General features: G+C 69.8%; 20 protein-coding genes and 1 pseudogene. 13 read left to right on the forward strand and 8 right to left on the reverse strand.

Annotation, left to right across the window (positions count from 1 at the left end; translation table 11 throughout):
- Positions 1-6 precede the first annotated feature (6 nt).
- Positions 7-180: a hypothetical protein gene (locus tag AC07FY_RS28535; RefSeq protein WP_479011798.1), complete on the reverse strand. Its 174-nt coding sequence runs from the start codon at positions 178-180 to the stop codon at positions 7-9.
- A 52-nt stretch (positions 181-232) separates the two neighbouring features.
- On the opposite strand from AC07FY_RS28535, the gene AC07FY_RS28540 reads away from it, so the two are divergent.
- From AC07FY_RS28540 to AC07FY_RS28550, 3 genes are all read left to right on the forward strand, one after another.
- Positions 233-469 carry a hypothetical protein gene (locus AC07FY_RS28540; RefSeq protein WP_479011801.1) on the forward strand — a complete coding sequence of 79 codons (237 nt, stop codon included), beginning with the start codon at positions 233-235 and terminating at the stop codon, positions 467-469.
- Positions 466-654, forward strand: coding sequence for a hypothetical protein (locus AC07FY_RS28545; RefSeq protein ID WP_479011804.1), 189 nt, complete (start codon positions 466-468; stop codon positions 652-654). Before AC07FY_RS28540 ends, AC07FY_RS28545 begins: the two co-directional genes overlap by 4 nt.
- 393 nt (positions 655-1,047) lie before the next feature.
- Positions 1,048-1,824 (forward strand): helix-turn-helix domain-containing protein, encoded by a 777-nt coding sequence (locus AC07FY_RS28550; RefSeq protein ID WP_479011807.1) that lies wholly within the window; start codon positions 1,048-1,050, stop codon positions 1,822-1,824.
- Here AC07FY_RS28550 and AC07FY_RS28555 read toward each other — a convergent pair.
- From AC07FY_RS28555 to AC07FY_RS28585, 7 genes and pseudogenes are all read right to left on the reverse strand, one after another.
- On the reverse strand, positions 1,812-2,891 hold the full coding sequence (locus AC07FY_RS28555) for an HTTM domain-containing protein (RefSeq protein WP_479011810.1): 1,080 nt from the start codon (positions 2,889-2,891) through the stop codon (positions 1,812-1,814). The genes AC07FY_RS28550 and AC07FY_RS28555 overlap by 13 nt on opposite strands.
- 67 nt (positions 2,892-2,958) lie before the next feature.
- Positions 2,959-3,675 (reverse strand): DUF5819 family protein, encoded by a 717-nt coding sequence (locus AC07FY_RS28560; protein ID WP_479011813.1) that lies wholly within the window; start codon positions 3,673-3,675, stop codon positions 2,959-2,961.
- Between the two features lie 135 nt (positions 3,676-3,810).
- On the reverse strand, positions 3,811-5,190 hold the full coding sequence (locus AC07FY_RS28565) for an ice-binding family protein (RefSeq protein WP_479011816.1): 1,380 nt from the start codon (positions 5,188-5,190) through the stop codon (positions 3,811-3,813).
- A gap of 706 nt (positions 5,191-5,896) precedes the next feature.
- Entirely contained in the window at positions 5,897-6,121 is a 225-nt protein-coding gene (locus tag AC07FY_RS28570; RefSeq protein ID WP_479011818.1) for a hypothetical protein, read from the reverse strand.
- 46 nt (positions 6,122-6,167) lie between these two features.
- Complete coding sequence (locus AC07FY_RS28575; RefSeq protein WP_479011821.1) at positions 6,168-6,440, reverse strand: ATP-dependent DNA ligase; 273 nt, start codon at positions 6,438-6,440, stop codon at positions 6,168-6,170.
- Positions 6,441-6,649: 209 nt separating this feature from the next.
- Positions 6,650-7,510 (reverse strand): alpha/beta fold hydrolase, encoded by an 861-nt coding sequence (locus AC07FY_RS28580; protein WP_479011824.1) that lies wholly within the window; start codon positions 7,508-7,510, stop codon positions 6,650-6,652.
- A 697-nt stretch (positions 7,511-8,207) separates the two neighbouring features.
- Positions 8,208-9,047 (reverse strand): annotated as a pseudogene (locus AC07FY_RS28585) (hemolysin family protein); the annotation flags it as partial.
- A 395-nt stretch (positions 9,048-9,442) separates the two neighbouring features.
- On the opposite strand from AC07FY_RS28585, the gene AC07FY_RS28590 reads away from it, so the two are divergent.
- The 10 genes from AC07FY_RS28590 (at position 9,443) to AC07FY_RS28635 (ending at position 17,971) form a co-directional block, all read left to right on the forward strand.
- Positions 9,443-9,661, forward strand: coding sequence for a hypothetical protein (locus AC07FY_RS28590; RefSeq protein ID WP_479011827.1), 219 nt, complete (start codon positions 9,443-9,445; stop codon positions 9,659-9,661).
- Positions 9,662-9,704: 43 nt separating this feature from the next.
- Positions 9,705-10,796, forward strand: a complete 1,092-nt coding sequence (gene lxmK / locus AC07FY_RS28595; protein ID WP_479011830.1) for a class V lanthionine synthetase subunit LxmK — start codon at positions 9,705-9,707, stop codon at positions 10,794-10,796.
- Positions 10,797-10,838: 42 nt separating this feature from the next.
- Positions 10,839-11,789, forward strand: a complete 951-nt coding sequence (locus AC07FY_RS28600) for a T3SS effector HopA1 family protein (RefSeq protein ID WP_479011833.1) — start codon at positions 10,839-10,841, stop codon at positions 11,787-11,789.
- A gap of 98 nt (positions 11,790-11,887) precedes the next feature.
- Positions 11,888-12,055, forward strand: coding sequence for an LxmA leader domain family RiPP (locus AC07FY_RS28605; RefSeq protein ID WP_199885689.1), 168 nt, complete (start codon positions 11,888-11,890; stop codon positions 12,053-12,055).
- Positions 12,056-12,104: 49 nt separating this feature from the next.
- Entirely contained in the window at positions 12,105-12,290 is a 186-nt protein-coding gene (locus tag AC07FY_RS28610; RefSeq protein ID WP_073921129.1) for an LxmA leader domain family RiPP, read from the forward strand.
- Between the two features lie 121 nt (positions 12,291-12,411).
- Positions 12,412-13,491 carry a methyltransferase gene (locus AC07FY_RS28615; protein ID WP_479011837.1) on the forward strand — a complete coding sequence of 360 codons (1,080 nt, stop codon included), beginning with the start codon at positions 12,412-12,414 and terminating at the stop codon, positions 13,489-13,491.
- Complete coding sequence (locus AC07FY_RS28620) at positions 13,484-15,313, forward strand: ABC transporter ATP-binding protein (RefSeq protein WP_479011840.1); 1,830 nt, start codon at positions 13,484-13,486, stop codon at positions 15,311-15,313. Before AC07FY_RS28615 ends, AC07FY_RS28620 begins: the two co-directional genes overlap by 8 nt.
- A complete protein-coding gene (locus AC07FY_RS28625; RefSeq protein ID WP_479011843.1) occupies positions 15,310-16,278 on the forward strand; it encodes an LLM class flavin-dependent oxidoreductase in 969 nt (322 codons plus the stop codon). Before AC07FY_RS28620 ends, AC07FY_RS28625 begins: the two co-directional genes overlap by 4 nt.
- Entirely contained in the window at positions 16,275-17,006 is a 732-nt protein-coding gene (locus tag AC07FY_RS28630) for a flavoprotein (protein WP_479011846.1), read from the forward strand. Before AC07FY_RS28625 ends, AC07FY_RS28630 begins: the two co-directional genes overlap by 4 nt.
- Positions 17,003-17,971 (forward strand): aminoglycoside phosphotransferase family protein, encoded by a 969-nt coding sequence (locus AC07FY_RS28635; protein WP_479011849.1) that lies wholly within the window; start codon positions 17,003-17,005, stop codon positions 17,969-17,971. The genes AC07FY_RS28630 and AC07FY_RS28635 overlap by 4 nt, the downstream gene beginning before the upstream one ends.
- The last annotated feature ends 31 nt before the right edge of the window (positions 17,972-18,002 follow it).

The following is an 18,002-nucleotide window of genomic DNA, read 5'->3' on the forward strand; positions in this document are numbered from 1 at the left end:
GATGGGTCAGATGCGGGCACGCCCGTGGTACTGGCCGAGTTGTTCGCGGTAGGCGGCGTCGCCGCAGTGTCCTTGATCTGGCCCTGGAGTTGACGTGGATTGACATGGATTGACGTGGATCTCCTCCTCCTTCGCGACGATGGTGCCGGCGGCCAGCAGGCCGTGCTGCCGAAGATCCACGGACCGGTCGACGACTAGTGGGAGGAGCCGACCTGGCTATCTGCTCGGACGTTTGCGCCCTCGGCGTCGTGCGGGCGACTGGGCGGCCGATGAGGTCCGGTTCACCGGGACGTGGGTCCGGGGCGGCGCGGGGCGGCAGGCCGTCGTCGTCCTGGTCCACGTCGTCACCGCGCCGCGCACCAGCCGGCGCATCATGCGCACCCCCGCCGACACGCGGGTGCCCACACCAGAGCGCGATCCGGATTGGGTCGCCCACCGTACCCAGGCAGACAAGGGAGGCACCCCGTGAGCACCGAGCAGCACGACGTCGAAGCGTACGGCCAGGAGCTGGCCCGCATCAGCCACCACCGGAGCGAGGCCACGGCTGCGCGGTTCACGGTCTTCCAGGACCTGGCCGCCGTCGGGATCTCGGACGAGCAGGCCGACGACATCGTGTCGAAGCTGGAGGCCGGGGCGGTGGCCAGCACGGGCTGATCGTCCGTGTCTGCTGCCATACGAGTGGCGGGTGGAACTTCGCCGGTGTGGCGGGTCCCGCCTGAGGAACACAATGTATGTCCTGGTCCGGCCTGGCCGCCCCGGGAAGGACGTCGAAGGCGATAAAGAATGCCGGGGTCTTCGCGGCGAGCGCGGTCGCGGTGCGACCGCGGGCGGCGGCCCGGCGCTGGAGGGCTTCGAAGGACAGCCGCACGGCTGCGGTGTGCCAGACCACGAGCTCACCGTCGAGGACCAGGCCCTCGGGCAAGCTGCTTAGGCGGACGCGTACAGGGAAGAGCTTCGTACTTGCCGTGATCCCGCTGTGACGCTGGATAGCGAGGCTCGTTGTACATTGATGCACGGCGAGTGGCTTCGCCTGGGCTCGGCCGTAAAGTGGCTGAGCAGCTGATGGTTTCCCAGCCCAAGATCAGCCTCATTGAGACCGGCCGGCGGGCGATCAGTCCACGTGACGTACGGGATCTGTGCGGTCTGTACGGAGTCGCGGACCAGCAGGTCGTCGAGGAATTGATGCGGATGGCGAGGGAATCAGGGCGGCGGGGCTGGTGGGGCGCTGACGGCGAGGTCCCCTGCTCGGTCTACATCGGGTTGGAGATGGAAGCCACTTCTATCAGTTCCTACGAGCCCATGGTGATCCCGGGCCTTCTGCAAACCCCCGCCTATGCGACCGCGGTTATCGCGGGAATGATCCCTCAGCCCACGTCCGAGCAGGTTGCGGCAGGCGTGGAGGTACGGATGCGTCGACAGCACCGGGCTCACCATCCGGCCCGTCCCTTCTGCCTGCGGGTCGTCCTGGACGAAGCGGTGCTGCGCCGTGTCGTGGGAAGCCCTGACATCATGCGCGAACAACTCCAGCACCTGAATCGTCTCGGTGCACAGCCGCACATCAGCGTGCAGGTCCTCCCCCATGATGTGGGGGCCCATCCCGGGCTGTCCGGACAGTTTTCCGTCCTACACTTCGCCGATCCGCCCGGGACAGGAGCGGGGGTGGGGGCGGTGTATCTCGAGCGGCTGACCAACGACTTCTACCTGCAGAATCGTTCGGAGGTCCGGAGCTTCAGTGTGATGTATGACCGTCTCCGGGCCCAAGCTCTGGACCCGGAGCGCACCGAGCGCCCTATCGCCCGGACGGCGCGACCCTATGCGGGATGAGCCGACGGGCGCCCGCCGAGTCCAGCAGAGTCGGGCTGTGTGCCAAGCTGCCCGCCCTGTGGGGGGACCCTTACGGAAGTCGGGGAACCGGGTGGCTGCCGCCACGTGTGACGGACCGTGCGGCGGCACAGCGCGGCCAGTGAGGTGTAGAAGCGGTCGGGGAGGAACACGGCGTCCGCCACGATCATCGCTCCGGAGAACAGGGGCAGTCCCATGAGCAACGCGATGCCCAGGTGCATCCCCAGCAGCATGGCCAGGACCGGGTACTTGAGCCTGCCGAAGAGCACGAAGGGGAAGGCCACTTGCAGGAGCACCGTCGTGTAGGTGGCGACCGCGATCAGGATCGCGTAGTCGTCCGCGAGGTGGGAGAGCGCCGGCCAGGGCTGGAAGAGTTCGAGGTTCAGGACGTAGTGGAGCGCGGTGCCGCTGCCCCAGGAAGCGCCCTGGACCTTGTACAGGCCTGCTGACCCGTACAGGAAGCAGACTTCTGCCGCCATGACGAAGAGGGCGCAGTTGTGCACGACCGCCGTCAAGGTGGTGCGCGCTTCACGGAGGCGGGGCGATACACGGCTTTCCCGCTGTTCGGGCGCACTGGTTGTACGGGCCGTGCGGCGGCGGTGTCTGCGTGCGTCCAGGGACCAGTGGCGGCCGCACGCGGTGAAGGCGAGGTAGACGGCCATCAGCAGGATCAGGTTGTCGCCTCCATCCGTCATGAAGATGGCCTTCGCATGGAAGGAGGTGACCACGATGGCGAACAGAATGGACGTGGCACGGGTTCGCCAGCCCAGCATGAACAGCGCTGACGTGAGGAGGGCCGTCACGTAGCAGAGTTCGAAGTAGGTGGGGCTGTCGGACAGGGCCAGGATGCTGTTCCAGCCCGTCTGGTCGAAGAGCTGCTGTGTTAGCTCGGGTGTCCAGGGGGAGGCGGGCCCCCAGATCTGGTGGCGGTGGGGGAACTCGCGCAGGAGGAAGAGCAGGTAGAGCATGCCGTAGCCGGCTCGCATGACCGCCACCGCGTACAGCGATACGGGCCGGGTGGTGACGGCTGTGAGGCAGCGCTGTGCCATCCTCTGCGTGTTGCCCCCCGTGGAGCCCGTCGGCGCGGCGATTCGGGGCGGGGGCTGGGGGGTGTCCTCAGTTCTCACGGGACGTCACCTTCCACCAGGGCAGCAGCCGTTCGTCGGCAGGAGTCGGCGGGCGGTTGCCGGCCGAAGTGCCCGGTGCGGCGATTGGCTGCGTGAGGACGCGAAGCTGGATGAAGTCGAAGGCGCCACCGTCGCGGTGGGCGCTGACACGGTCCACGGCGATGTTCCGCAGGTACTTCTGCATCATCACGGCGCGGTCCGAGCGCGCCGTGTCGTCTCCTCCATGTGTTTCCGCGTAGGACGTCCAGGCGCGGCGCAGGAGGTTCTGCGTCGTGTGACTCGGGAAGACGTTGTGCTCCACCGCCGAATTGTCCACGGCGCTCAGGTCGAACCAGGCGCTCACTTGAGCCGAACCGTTGGGGGCAGTGTGGGCGGTCCTTGCGAGAATCGTGCGATTTACGGAGTCTGGTTCAGGTGCGAAGAGCCGCCAGTTCTGTTCAAAAAGGGGAAAGACCCAGGCGTTGATCTGCGGGCTGAACCGGTTGGAGACGGAGTTGGGGGGCGCCACGTGGAGGAACAGCAGGACCACGTGGGTCAACGTCGTCAACAGACACGCGGCCACCGCGGTGCGGAGGGTCACCGTGAGCACACGGGCGCCTAGGGCCGGCCGCTGCGGCGTCACTGCTTCATCGTGTTGTTCCTGCGGATCCGGATGAAATCCGGCCTGTTGGCGCTCCTTCACCGTCGGCGATTCGATTCCGCTCAACACGCCCCACCCTGCCCTTCTCGTAACGGTTTCTCACGTCCGGCCTTCCTGCTGCGCCCGATAGGGTGCGGTGGAGCCCGATGAGAGCTCCACCGCACGCCGCGGTCCGCTGGGCGGACTTCGTACGGCCCGTGCCTAGCCCTCGAAGGCCTTGTAGTCGAAGTTCACGGGCTCGGCGCCATAGCCATGGTGCGCACCGGGCTTCTCACCGTGGCCGGGCTTGCCCGGCTCCTCATCGTGACCGTGGCCCGGCTTACCCGGCTCCTCATCGTGACCGTGGCCCGGCTTACCCGGTCCCTCACCGTGGCCGTGGCCCGGCTTACCCGGCCCCTCACCGTGGCCAGGCCTGCCAGGCTTGCCAGGCTTGCCAACGTTCCCACCGGTAATGTTCCCGCCGGTGATACTTCCGCCCGTGATGTGCCCGCCGGTCGTATTGCCCGCGGTAGCGGCCCCGGTCGTGTTCCCCGCGGTGTTACCGGAAGTGTTGCCGGAGATGTTCCCCGAGGTTCCGCCGGTCACGAGGTTCGCGATGGGTCCGCCGAGCAGCCCGCCGCCCGTCGTCACACCGCCGAGTACGCCGCCAAGGACACCCGAAGTCCCGCCGTTCGAACCGCCCGTGGTGCCGGTCGTGGTGCCGGTCGTCGTGCCGGTCGTGGTGCCGGTCGTGGTGCCGGTCGTCGTGCCGGTCGTGGTGCCGGTCGTGGTGCCGGTCGTCGTGCCGGTCGTGGTGCCGGTCGTCGTGCCGGTCGTGGTGCCGCTCGTGGTGCCGCCGGTCGCACACGTCCCCAGGAAGATCCGGTTGGTGTCGAGTGTCACGGCGCCGTTGCGGGCCAAGGCCCGGCCCTCGATGTTCGCACCCGTGGTCACGCTGATCGAGGTCAGCGCCATGATCGTCCCCACGAAGGTGGAGTTGGTGCCGAGCGTGGCCGAACTACCGATCTGCCAGTACACGTTGCATGCCGAAGCACCGTTGGTGAGAAGCACCCGGCTGGACGATGCCGTGGTCAGCGCCTCGGGGATCTGGAACACCCAAACGGCGTTCGGATCTCCGCCGGCGTCCAGGATCAGGTCGCCGGTGATCCCCACACCGGCCACGGCCGTGTGGACACCGGGAAGGAGGGTGGTGCCCGTGCCGATTCCCGCCGGCAGCGCGAAGTCCGTGGCCTGGCCTGCGGCATTGTTGTACGCCGTGACCAGGTCGCTCTTGGCCTGGAGGGCGGCCGCGTCCGCTGAGTGCACCGCACCGAGCACATCACCGGGCGGGAACCCGGTGATCGCCGTGCCCGGGTGCACACCGAGGTCGTGGCTGATCACGGAGGGGCCCGTGTTCGTGACCTCCGAGCCGGCCAGCACCGAGTAACTCGCCGCCGTGGCCAGCGGCACCGGGGTGGCAATCGCCAGCGCCATCGTCGGAGTGACGGCGACCATGACGGCAGCGACCGTCGCCGCGATACCCGAGGCCAGCCCGCCGGACAAAGCACGGCGTCGCGCCGCTTGAAGGTTTCTCAGTTTCATCGAGAGGCCGTTTCCTAGAGGGGCCGTGGCATGCCGGGCCCTGCCGATCGCCCGGGATGCCTGATGGATGAAACGGCATATTACGCAGCAACTCTCCAGAGCGAGTATGACCCCAAGCAGGGCGGCGGCGTGCCGGGATAAAGAAAAGGAAAAGACGTGCAGGTAATATTAGAATTCACGGCGGAGATCATCAGATATGCAACTCAAGTCGAGAGTGCATTTACCCTATGTGGACCATCCCCCTCACCCCTGCCCGATAATCCGACCCCTCCACGCGTGCGAGCATTCCGCCATTCCGGCGATTCAGATAAATTTCGGCGTTGGGCGCGCCTGTCGGACATTCTTTGCTCCCCACGGGTGACGGAGCCGTCGGTGGTGGAGCGAGTGCGGGCGCCAACTGGGAAGACCGAACGCGGCAGGCCGGTGACACCGACAGCATCCAACATGCCGGCTCGAGTTCGTACCTCTGATCGGCCTTGCAGCAGGCAAGCGGCCCGATCTGCGGCCCCGACCACAAAACCCTGAGCAGATGGCCTGATGGCCACGCCGACCGCTCACCCCCGGCCCAGACACACATTTGCACATCGGTTGGGGTGACACCGATAAGCACTTTCCCACCTGCTCTGTGCAGGTGGGAGGTGATGGACAGCGCTTGGTGTGGCGCGAGTCGGCTGACCGGGCGGCCATGATCACGAAAGATCGTCTGTCAGCGAGTGATCTTCAAATGGGTCAGAACCAGAAGAGCCCACAGGAGGGTGGCCGCGATCTGGACCTTCATCCGGAGCTTGGTCAGGATGCGCCGGTTCACAACGGTTGAGCCGCCCTCCGGTGCAACCCTCCCCACGACCGGCGCGGCATCGGAAGGCGCAGCGCGGGACAGGCCGGCTCCCACCGCGGCCGCGGCGCGGGAAGTCGCCTTGGCCGGTTCCATCTCAGTGCGCTGCGGGGGCCGTGGGTAAGCCTCCTTCGGGGGTGGCTTACCCACGATCACGCAGTTCGCCATCGAGGACCAGGCCCTGCGGCAACTGCGCCTCGGCAGCCGCGACGAGACCGGGGAACGCGCCCTGGACCAGGGCGCCGCGGCGGGTCTGGAGCAGCACCCGCCCACCCGCCCCGGCGGGGGTGAACACCAACGCCCGACACCCGTCGAACTTCTGCTCATACGCCACCCCCGAACCGAGCGGACGCACGGGCGGCATCACCTCCGCGGCCTGCGCCAACATCGGCTCAACCGGCGGTCTCAAGGTCATCCTGCAGCCTCCCTTGTCGTCCTCCCTTCCAAGAGTCCGCCGGGCCGGACCGGCCCGGCCCGGAAGGCGACACCTACTGTGACTGAGCACCACAGTTGGCGGCTTTGGCCAACTGTGGTGCTCAAATCCACCGTCGACGATGAAGGTTCTCGGACAGTTCCTCGGCCATGGGGGACGCAACGCCTCTCCGGCGGCGGAGCGAGGCAGCGTCAGCCGTTGAAGAAGTCGCCCAGGGTGGCGGAGAGCGGGCCGGGGGCTTCCTCGGCCACATGGTGGCCGGCGTCGATGCCGTGGCCCCGGACGTCGTCGGCCCAGTCGCGCCAGATGGTGCGCGGGTCGCCGTACAGGTCCTCCAGGTCGTCTCGTAGCGACCACAGGACCAGGACGGGGCAGTCGATCCGCGCGCCTCGGGCGCGGTCCGCATCCTCGTGTTGGCGGTCCACGGTGAGCCCGGCGCGGTAGTCCTCCAGCATGGCGCGGACGACGTCTGGGTTGCGGGTGGCGGTCCTCCACTCGTCGTGATTTTCCTGCCCCATGGCTTCGGGGTCGCCGCGGTACCAGGCGTCGGGATCGGCGTTGATGACGCGTTCGGGGATCTCCGGCTGGGCGAAGAAGAACCAGTGCCACCACGCGGTGGCGAACCGGGCATCCGCACGGGTCAGGTGCTCGCTCAGGGGCAGGCCGTCCAGGAACGCCACCCGGGTCACCGCGGAGGGGTGGTCCAGCACCACGCGGAGCGCCACGGCAACCCCCCGGTCGTGGCCGATGAGACCGAAGCGCTGGTGCCCGAGCGTCTGCATGACCTCGACCATGTCCTTGGCCACGGCGCGCTTGGAGTGCGGGACATGATCTGAAGCGGGCACCGGGCCGCGGGAGCGCCCGTACCCGCGCAGGTCGGGGCAGACGACGCTGAAACCGCGCCGCACCAGAAGGGGCGCGACCCGGTGCCAAGTCGCCGATGTGCGCGGGTGGCCATGCAACAACAGGAGAGGCGGGCCCTCGCCCCCGTACCGAACGAAGACGGACGCCTCACTGGTGCGCACCGTCCTGGTGGCGAATTCCTCGAACACGAAACGACCCTTCCGCTCCGGGGCCCGGTCCGCGCTACCCCACCGTCCCACCTGCCCATCAGGAGCCCCGACACTCCGCCAACTGTCGAGCTCAGTCGCTTCCCCATGGAGAAGTCAACCGTCGTGAGTCAGATCCATTAGCCGAGCCTTCCCAGGCGGATGGTCTCTACGGCGAGCACTGGGTTCATGGGTTCGATGAGTTGTTCAACGGCGACAGCCACAAGCTGGGCTGGGACATCGGCGTGCAGCAACGCGCTCACGTACTTGAGGGCCTGCGATGGAGACAGCATCGGCAGTCTCTGGCGCAGGATGCGCGTACCGCTTGCATGCGTCCGCGTACTGTGGCGGAGAACAGCGGAAGTCTCGCCAGAGCTTTCTGGCGAGACTTCCGCTGTTCTTGACGGCAATGCTGACGGCAACGTCAGCGGACGACGGCAGCGGCGGGAGGGTCTTCGGGTTCGTCGTCGGTCCGGCCAGGGGCGTTGTACGGCCACCACCAGGGGCTGACGAACCAGCCCGGCCCTACAGCGGGCCGCTCGTCCGCATACAGGAACGCGCCTGCCGGCTGGTAGGCGCTTGTGGTCGCTCCGGGCCGAGCACGAGACACCCAGGCGCACCCGGAGGCCATCGACCGTGCCCTGGCCTCCGCCCGGGTGGCCGGGCGGAGGGAGCGGGTCGTTGGCCTCCTGGGCGGCGGTCAGGCGTCTGAATCGGCGGCTTGGCCGACGAGTGCTTCGAGGAGGTCTTCCATGGTGACGAATCCAATGACGGTCTCGTCGGTATGGGTGACGGCGGCGAGGTGGGTTCCGGCGGCGCGCATGGCGGTCATGGTGTCGTCCAACGGGGTGTCGTGGGTGACCTTGATTACGGGCCGCATCGCGGTACGGGGGAACGGACTGGTGCGGTCGGGGGCGCCGAGGGCGTCCTTGATGTGGAGATAGCCCAGGATCTGTTGCTGTGTCCCCAGGACGGGCAGTCGGGAGAAGCCATGGTCGGCGGCGGTCCGCTCAAGGCCGCGGGGGGTGATGTCGTGGCCGACGCTGACCACCTGGTCGAGGGGGACCATCACCTCGGCGACGGGCCGGATGCCGAGTTCCAGGGCGTCTCTGAGGCGGTCGCCTCCCTCGGGCGCAAGGAAGCCGGCCGCGCTGGAGTCCTTCACGAGGCGGGCGAGTTCGTCGTCGGTAAAGACGGATCCGACCTCGTCCTTCGGTTCAACCTTCAGCATCCGCAGCAGCGTGTTGGCGAAGCCGTTGATGCCGAAGACGAACGGTCGCAAGCCCCGGGTCAGCGCGACCAGTGGCGGGGCCAGCATCAGCGCGGTAGGCGCCGGAGTGGCCAAGGCAATGTTCTTGGGCACCATCTCGCCGACCAGCATGTGCAGGTAGGTCGCCAGCGTCAGGGCGATGACGAACGCGATCGGGTGGATTAGCGCCTCGGGCACGCCTGCCGCGTGGAACGCGGGTTCCAGCAGGTGCGCGATGGCGGGTTCCGCGACCGCACCCAGCACGAGGGAGGAGACGGTGATGCCGAGCTGGGTCCGATTGCTCTTCTACGGCGCGTTGGAGGCACGTGTTGTAGCGGCGACGAGAACGTGGGTGGCGTACTTGTGGCCGTGCAGGCCGCCGGCGTCGCCGCTCGGCAGCCGCACCGCGGTGAGGCGTCAGCCTTCCCACGCTCTCGGTTCGCTCCAGCGTGCCCCTGCGGGAGGTGCCGGAACAGGCTGAGCGCCGTTCCGTGAAGCCGTAGAGACCGAGCTGTCGCAGGTATCCCGGCCGGTCCCCGTGAAGCTCGTGCCCGCCTCGCATCAAGCTGCAAGAGCCTTGCATCAAGCTGACATGCGCTTCAGGCCGGACGTACTTCGTTCGATGGCAATCTTTCGGACAGAAGATCCGCTCCCGGGGGATGACACTCGTCTTGGGCTGGAGAGTCATGAACAAGCGTCGCACCGTTCGCATCGCGTTTTCTTCCCTGGCCGTCGCCGGAGTGGCTTTCGCCGGCGCGGTGCCCGCCCACGCCGAGGCGAACTCGGTCTCGGACTCGCAGAACGGCGTGGTGCCCGATTCCGCGTTCGTGATCGAGTGGAAGAGCGAGCCGACGGGCATCGAGGTCACCCCGCGGATCCCCCCGCTCGTCTTCGAGTGGAAGTGACACGGGGTCGACCGGATTCAGGGGGACTGCTCGCATGACTGGCATGAAGAGAGACGTGGCGGCCATCGACCTCGATGCCGCTCCCGAGGTGGACGAACTGCTCACCGGTCTCGGAGTCGGCACGCTGGTGCGGGACTCCGTCACCGCGCCGATCGGCCGGAACGACGCCTGGGCCGGAACGACCACCAGCGGCATGGAAGTCTTCGTCAAGCGCCTCACGGGGGCCAGGGCCGATGTGGAGGCCCGGCTGCGGCGCATGCTCGCCTTCGAGGAGTACGCGAAGGCGGCACGTCCTCCGGAGCTCTTCCGGCCCGAGTTCCTGGGAGCCGATTCCGACCGGCACATCGTGGCCTTCGAGCGCGTCGTGGACGCGGAGAACGGCGCCCAGCTGATGGTGGACGAGGTGTTCACCGGGGAGCAGGCATACCGGATAGGTCGCGTCATCGGCCGGCTGCACGGCACTCCGCCCGTCGGGACGGTCGAGGTCGAGCAGGTGGCGCCGCCGTTCCCGCCGGTCTCCTTCCTGCGCGGACTGCCGATGTCCGTGTACATCCGCTCCAGCGCGGGAGAGCTGGAGGCATGGCGGCTGCTGCAGAACGACGAGGCCCTCATCCGGGCCCTGGAGCGGCTCCGGGCGTGGGAGGCGGACGCGCCGCGCGTCCCGTCGCACTGCGACTTCCGCGTGGACCAGCTGCTGGTGCGGCCCGAGGCCGTCTACGTCGCCGACTGGGAGGAGTTCCGGCTCGCGGATCCGGCGCGTGACGTCGGTGCCTTCGCGGGCGAATGGATCTACCGGTCCGTGCTCGACCTCGTGACGAACCGGGGCGACGACGTGTTCGTCGACATGCAGTTCACGCACGACATGGTGCTGCGGCGGGGGGCCGAGAAGATGCAGCGCCTGCTGCCCCTGGTGGGGGAATTCTGGCGGGGCTACCGGGACGTCCTTCCCGATGTCGACGAGACCCTCGCCGTGCGGGCGACCGCGTTCGCCGGATGGCACCTTCTCGACCGGCTCGTGGCGGGTGCGCTCTCCACTTCCCGGCTCACCGGAATTCAGCGGGCCGCGGCGGGTGTGGGGCGGGCCGCCGTGGTGAATCCGGAGAGGTTCACGGCGACGCTCGGATTCGTTTCCTGAGCCCGGAACACGAGAAATCACGAGAAAAAAGGGGGAATTGACGTGCTGGCGTCGAGCGTACGCGAAGTGATGGACAAGATCAGCGTCGCGGCCGATCGCTCCAAGGCCGTCGTGGGACAGCGGGAGATCGAAGCGGAGACGCCCCGGGAACTGCGTCGTCTGCTCTCCGAGGCGATCTACGACGTGTTCCATTCGGGGCAGGAGCCGGGCAGGGTGCCGACCCGGCTGAGGGACGAGGGCCTTGAGGCCCGCCTCGCGGCCGTCGTGCCGCACCGGGAGATCATCGCCCCGGCACGGGTCCGGTCCGCGGTGGAGTCGGACGACAAGGGGGAGTCCCGGATTCTGGTGGAGCGCGAGGGGGTCAGGTTCTGGATCCCCCTGGCAGCACTGGGCACCGCGGAGCCAGTGGAGGGAGCGGTCGCCGAGGTGACCCTGCCGTCCGCGCGCGCCGGTCTGTCGCCGGGCTTCTTCCTCGTCGACGGCTCCCGGCAGCGCCGGGGCGGCCAGGGTGTGCTGCGGGTGTACGTAAATGTCTGGAACGTGGACGACGTGGTGGGAGTCTGGGGTGCCGCGCTGACCTTCCTGGAGGGCCGTGGGCTTCCCTACCGGGCGAAGGTTCTCTCCGCGCCCGAGCTGTACCCGCGGCGGGACGCGGTCGTGGTCTACCTGGACGCCGAACACGCCCAGGCCGCACCGGACCTGGCCACGCACGTCGGCGGTCTGCCGGGGGTACGCGCCGATGTCTCCGCGTTCACGGAGAAGCTCCGCCCCGGCGTGGCGACCGCCTGGGAACCAGCCGATCCCCACTCGGGCCGGCAGGGGCTCAGCTTCGGGCAGCACCGCGCCAGCGTGCTCGCGACCGCGCTGATCGACAGCGCCGGTGCCCCCGACGCCGGCCCGGGAACGGCCGAGCGCACGGTCGTCGAACAGTTCAGGCAGGCGGGCATCGACCCGGCCGCCCCGGCGCGCAATCTGACGCCGAGCGCCGCTTGAGGGCGGCACGGTCCGGAGCCGACAGCTGAGCCCATCGCTGGGGGCGTCGACGACGCTCTCAGCCTTGAGTTCAGACATTCGGACATGAAAGGGAATCCATGAACAACACCGACAGTGTCATGGACCTCGTCGCCGGCTACCAGACCTACATGGACGCGGGTGACCTCGACGTCAGCGCTGTGGCCGACGCCCCGGCGACCACCTGGTACTGCGCCTCCGCCGCGGCCAGCTTCCTCAGCGCCGTCACGTACGAGGCCACCTGCTGACCTCGCGGCACCTCGCTCCACCTCCTTCACGCAACGAAAGGCCATAGCCATGGAGAAGGCAACCTCTGTCATCGAACTGTTGTCCGGTTACGAGGCGTACGCCTCCGCCGAGGACATCAACCTCTCGGCGGCCTCGGACGCGCCGGCCACCACCTGGGGCTGTGCCGCGGTGTCGGCCAGCATCAGCTGGATGAGCGGCCAGGTCGTCTCCAAGACGGTCGACGACGGCTGCTGATCAGCCGACTGGCATGAACCAGGCGTGTGCGGGCTGGTCTCCGGCCCGCACACGCCCCACCCCCTGACTACCTACCTGGAGGCGGCGAAAGATGGCGGACCCCCGGCCTTACGAGAAACTGTTGTCCCTGGCGGACCTGCTGACCCCGTCCGCCATCCGTGCCGCCGCCACGCTCGGCGTCGCGGACCACATCCAGGCCGGCGCGACCACATCCGCCGGGATCGCCCGCGCCGCGGATGCCCAGCCGGACGTCATGGACGCGCTGCTGCGGCACCTCACCGACATCGGCCTCCTGAGCGCGACGGGCGGCGACGACCGCGAGGGCGGAGGCGACGGCGGTGAGCGGCACTTCGCGCTGACCCCGCTCGGCGAGCCACTGTTGACCGATCACCCCACCGGTCTGCGCCGGGTCCTCCGTAACGACAGCATGATCGGGTGGGGCGCGCAGTCCCTGCTCCGCCTCGACCACACCGTCAGGACCGGCGAGCCCGCGCACGCCGCGGTCCCCGGCGGCGGCTACTGGGAGACCGTCAACAACGACCCGTCCTTCACCGCGGAATGGGCCGAGCAGGCGCTCACTGCGGACGCCGCCCAGGACCAGCCACTCGCCTGGGGCGCACAGCACATCGTGGAGGACTACGACTGGAGCGGCGTCGGCACCGTGGCGGACGTGGGCGGCCACCTCGGCGCGATCCTGATCGGCCTGCTCCGTGCGCACCCTGATCTGCGCGGGACCCTGGTCGACCTGCGACACGTCGCCGAGCAGGCTGGCGCCCGCTTCGCGCGCAGTGACGTCGCCGACCGCGCCACTGCGGTCGTCGGCAGCTTCTTCGATCCGCTACCCAAGGGCTTCGACGTCTATCTGCTCTCCGCGATCCTCGCCGACTGGTCGGACGACGACGCCGTACGCATCCTGGAGCGCTGCCGCGAGGCGGCGGGCCGCGACGGCAAGGTCCTCCTCGCGGACGTGGCCATGCCGACCGGCGGGCCCGCGGTCGAGCTGCAGTACCGCTCGATGATGCCCGCGCCGTCGCGCTCGGTCACGGACCTGGAGCGGCTCTGCGACCGGGCCGGGTTCGACATCACATGGCGGGGACCGGTCCAGGGGCCGCGCTCCCTGGTGGAGCTGACGCCCCGTCCAGGCCCGGTCACGCCCGAATCGGCGGACGCGTACCGCGAGAAGGGCGGCGACCGTGGCTGACAGCACGACGGCACGGACGGGGACTCGTGCGGCGGCACCGGCGACGGCACCCGCCACGACACCGGCCGCCGACCGCGACTTCCGGATCATGCGGGAGCTGGCCGCGGGCCGCTACAGCCGGCTTGCTGCCATCGCCCTCCTAGCCCTGCTCTCCACGGCCTCCACGTTGCTGCTGCCCTGGGCGGTCGGCAAGCTCATCGCCTCGCTCGGCGGCGACGGCCTGAACGGCTACACCTGGCTGCTCGTCGGGCTCGGCCTGGGCTCCGCGCTGGCCGGCGCCGGCGCCACGTACCTCCTGGCCCGGCTCGGCCAGCGGATGATCTGCCGACTCCGCGTGCGGACCATGCGGCACACCCTGGGGATGCGGGTCGCCGACATCCGGCACGAGGGCAGCGGCAACCTGGTCTCCCGTATCACCGCGGACACCGCGCGGGTGAAGAGGCTCGTCGACGCGGGCCCGGTCCAGTTGCCCATGGCCGCGCTGACCACCGTGGGCACGCTCGTGATCATGGGATTCATCGACGGCATGCTGCTCCTGGTGACCCTCGGCGCGTTCCTGGCTGCTGCGGTGCTGATCTTCGCCGTGGTCAAGGGGCTCCGGCGCAGCTACACCGCGGTGCAGGAGGCCACCAGCGGCCTGGCGCAGCGATATGTCGCCGCCGCCGACGCCGTGAAGGTCATCAAGGCGTACCGAGCGGAGCGGCAGGTCGGCGACGACCTGGCCGAGAAGGCCGGCGAGGTGGCGCGACGGGAGATCGCCGCCGCGCGGATGGAAGCTCTGATGATGCCGGCGATGACGCTGGGTCAACAGATCGCGCTGGTCGCGGTGATCACCGGCGGCGGCGCCCGGATGCTCGACGGCAAGCTGTCGCTCGCCGACTTCGTGGCGTTCCTGCTCTATCTGCTCCAGCTGACCGGGCCGCTGATGATGATCGCGTCCGCCGTGACCGCGCTGCGCATGGGCAACGTCGCGCGCGACCGGTTCACCTCGCTCTTCGCCCGGGAGCAGGAGCAGGACGGGGACCGCGAGCAGGCGCTCACGGAGGCCGCCGCCTCCTCCGACGGGCAGGCCGTGCCCGCCGTCCGCTTCGAGCAGGTCCACTTCGGCTACGGCGAAGCGCCCGTGCTGCGGGGCGCGGATTTCCGTGTCCCGGCGCGAGGCCTGACCGCGCTGGTGGGCATCTCGGGTTCCGGGAAGACCACGAGCCTGGAGCTGATGCAGCGGTTCGCCGCCGCCGACAGCGGCAGCGTCGAGGTCTTCGGGCGCGATGTCGCGGACTGGTCGCTGGCCGGCCTTCGCGGCCGCATGGCGTACGTCGACCAGTCCTCGACCCTGATCCAGGACTCCATCCGGGCCAACCTCACCCTCGGCCGCGACCCGTCGTCGGTCTCCGACGAGGAACTGTGGCTGGTCCTCGACCGGGTGGGTCTCGCCGAGGAGTTCCGCGGCGGACCGCGCGGCCTGGACACCGTACTGGCCGGTGCCGTCGACCTCTCCGGCGGACAGCGCCAGCGTCTCGCCCTCGCGCGAGCCATGCTCTCCGGCGCCGACCTGGTGCTGCTCGACGAGCCGTCGTCGCACCTGGACAGCATCAACGAGCAGAAGCTGCGCGATCTCGTGGACGAACTCTCGCGGGAGTGCGCCTTGCTCGTCGTCGCCCACCGGATCTCCACCGTGCAGCACGCCGACCATGTCATCGTCCTCGAGGACGGCCGCACGGTGGGCGAGGGCGACCACACGACGCTGATGGCCGACTGCCCCGCGTACGCACGGCTCGTGCACGGCCAGATGCTGGTCGTCGAGACGGAGGCCGCAGCATGACGGACGTCTCCTTCCTCGTCCCGTTCGTCCCGACCCGGCCCGAGCAGCTGCTGCCGTTCGCCGCGCTCGCGCAGTGGAGCAGCGCGGTCCGGCTCTGGCAGGGACAGGGCACGGTCAGCGACACCCACCAGGCGTTCGTGCACGCGGCCGCCAGCGGCTTCCGCGTGCCGGTGGGCACGTCGGTGTCGCTGATGCCCTTCTGCCACCCGTACGACGCGGCGCTGCGGGCGCAGAGCCTGGCGGCGGCCACCGGGCACTCGGTGATCGCCGGGTACGGGCCGGGCGCCGCGGTCCTGCAGCGCGGCATCCTCGGCGCGCCCTACCGCAGCCAGCTCGGCGCGGTGCGGGACTACGTGACGATCCTGCGAGGACTGCTCACCGAGGGAAAGGCCGCCCACGAGGGCGAGTTCTACACCTGCAACGCCGCCCTGCCGCGGCAGCCGCTGCCCGAGGTCCGTATCGGCCTTGGGGTACTGCGGCCGCGCATGGCGGAGCTCGCCGGCGAGCTGGCCGACGCGGCCATCACCTGGCTGACCCCGGCCGGTTATCTGCGCGACAGTGTCGTCCCCGCGCTGCGCGCCGGGGCGGACACGGCAGATCGCCCGATGCCGCGGGTCGTGGCGATCGTGCCGGTGGCCCTGGACGGGCCGGAGCGCGACGCGGCCAAGCTGGCGCTCGCCAGCAACGCCGGCCACATGAGTTTGCCGCACTACGCCGACATGCTCCGCCGGTCCGGCATCGACGTCGACATGCGCAACGCCCCGGAGGAGAGCGCCAAGGCCCTGGCCGGAGGCGGTGCGTTCCTCTTCGGGGACGAGAGCGAGGTACGCGATCGGCTGCGTGAGTTCACCGAGGCGGGCGTCGACGAGATCGTGCTCAATGTCACCGGCGTCGCGATGACGCACGGGGGTACCGCCGCCCTCCGGGAGCTGGAGCGGCTGATTCCGCTGGTGGCCACGCCATGACACGGCCGGAACAGGCCCTGGAGGCGCCAGGAAGCGCCCCGGAAGCCACCCCAGACGCGCTGGTCGTGCCGCCCTTCGGGATCCGCCGACTGCTCCTCGTGGTCACCGGCTCGACGACGGCGGCCGGACTGCCCCAGTGGCTGACCTGGCTGCGCCAGGGATACCCCGAACTGACCGTGCGGGTGGTGATGAGCCGCAGCGCGCAGCGCTTCGTGACACCGCTGTCGCTCGGCCTGCGCGCCGACGGTCCGGTGGACACCGACGCCTGGGAGGAGTGCGACGAGGCCCGGCACGTGGCGTACGCGCAGTGGGCCGAGGCCGTCCTCGTCTACCCGGCGACCTTCCACTTCACCGCGCGCCTCGCCCTCGGCCTCGCCGACACCCCGGCACTGCTCGCCCTCCAGTGCACCGACGCACTGGTGGCGGTGGCGCCGTCGCTGCCGCCGGGCGGATTCGACAGCCCGGCCTTCCGCCGGCACTGGGCCGCGCTCGCGGCCCGCCAGAACATCGTCCTGGTGCCCCCGGTCCCGGGCTACAGCCTGACCACCGGGCGCGAGGACGGCTGGGTGCCGCCGCCGGTGAGCGACGTGGTGCGGCGGATCGAGGACCGCAGGACGGAGCGCGAGCACCTGCGGACGGCGCCGGCCTCGTACGAGGCCATGACGGCCGATGGCGCGGGCGCGTTGCCCGGCGTACCGGCGCAGACGGAGCAGGAGGCAGGGCGATGAACGGTACGGGTACGGGCACGGCCGAGCACGCGTCGGCGGGCCGCGGCGGCGGCGCGTATCGCAGGGAGTTCGGCACCGGGCTGCTGCGCACCCGGGTGACGGGCGACGCGTCGGGCACCGGCGCGGGCCGCTACGTCTGGGAGCGGCGACCGGGCGCGCAGGCGCCCGCGCCGTTCGCGGCCCCTGTCGCGGATGCGGTCTTCCGCCTCCTGGACAGCGGTAAGGCCTCCGTACGGTGGGCCCCGGGGACGCCGACGGCCGACGGCGAAGGGCGCGTCTACCAGGTCCGCGGCCCGGAGTCGGCCGCCGGCCGACTGCTGTACCACGGCCCGGACGACGAACTGGCGGACACGCTGCGCGGCCTCGGTCGTGCGCTGCGGACGCTCCACGACACGCCCGTGCCGACCGGGGCCGTGCCCCCGGGGCCGCTGCCGCGGGGCCTGGTGCGGTTCACCTACTGGCTGGCGGGCCGCTCCCCCGAGCCGCGCGCGGCGTACGCGGAGTCCTTGCTGCGGCCCCGGCTCGGGGAGTCGCGGATGGCGCGGCTGCACGGACTGTGCGAGCGGATCGCCGCGGACGGCGACCGGGTGCCGTGCCACGGGGCTGCGGCACTCGGCTCGCTCGTCCCCGTGGCGGGCGCGCTGGGCGAAGCGGACATGCTGGTGGGCGAGGACCTGTGCCTCGCCCCGTGGTACTGGGACCTGGGCTGGACGCTCGGCGAGCTCGTCGAGCTCAAGTGGTACCGCGGCGACAGCGGACCCGCCTGGCCGAAGCTGCTCGACGCGCTGTTCGAGGGTTACGGGCGGAGCCTCGGCGACGACTGGTCGTCCCTGGCGGCCCTGCGCGTCCTGCTCCATTTGCACGACTACACCGCCTATGTCGGCTGGGACGAGCGGAACTTCGAGAAGTACACGGGCTTCGCCACGTTCCTGCTGGACCTCGGAGGCCCGACCGCCGACCGCTGACCCGGCCTCCGGCCCCCGGCCCCCGGCCCCC

Source organism: Streptomyces sp. NPDC045967 (genome assembly GCF_056430495.1).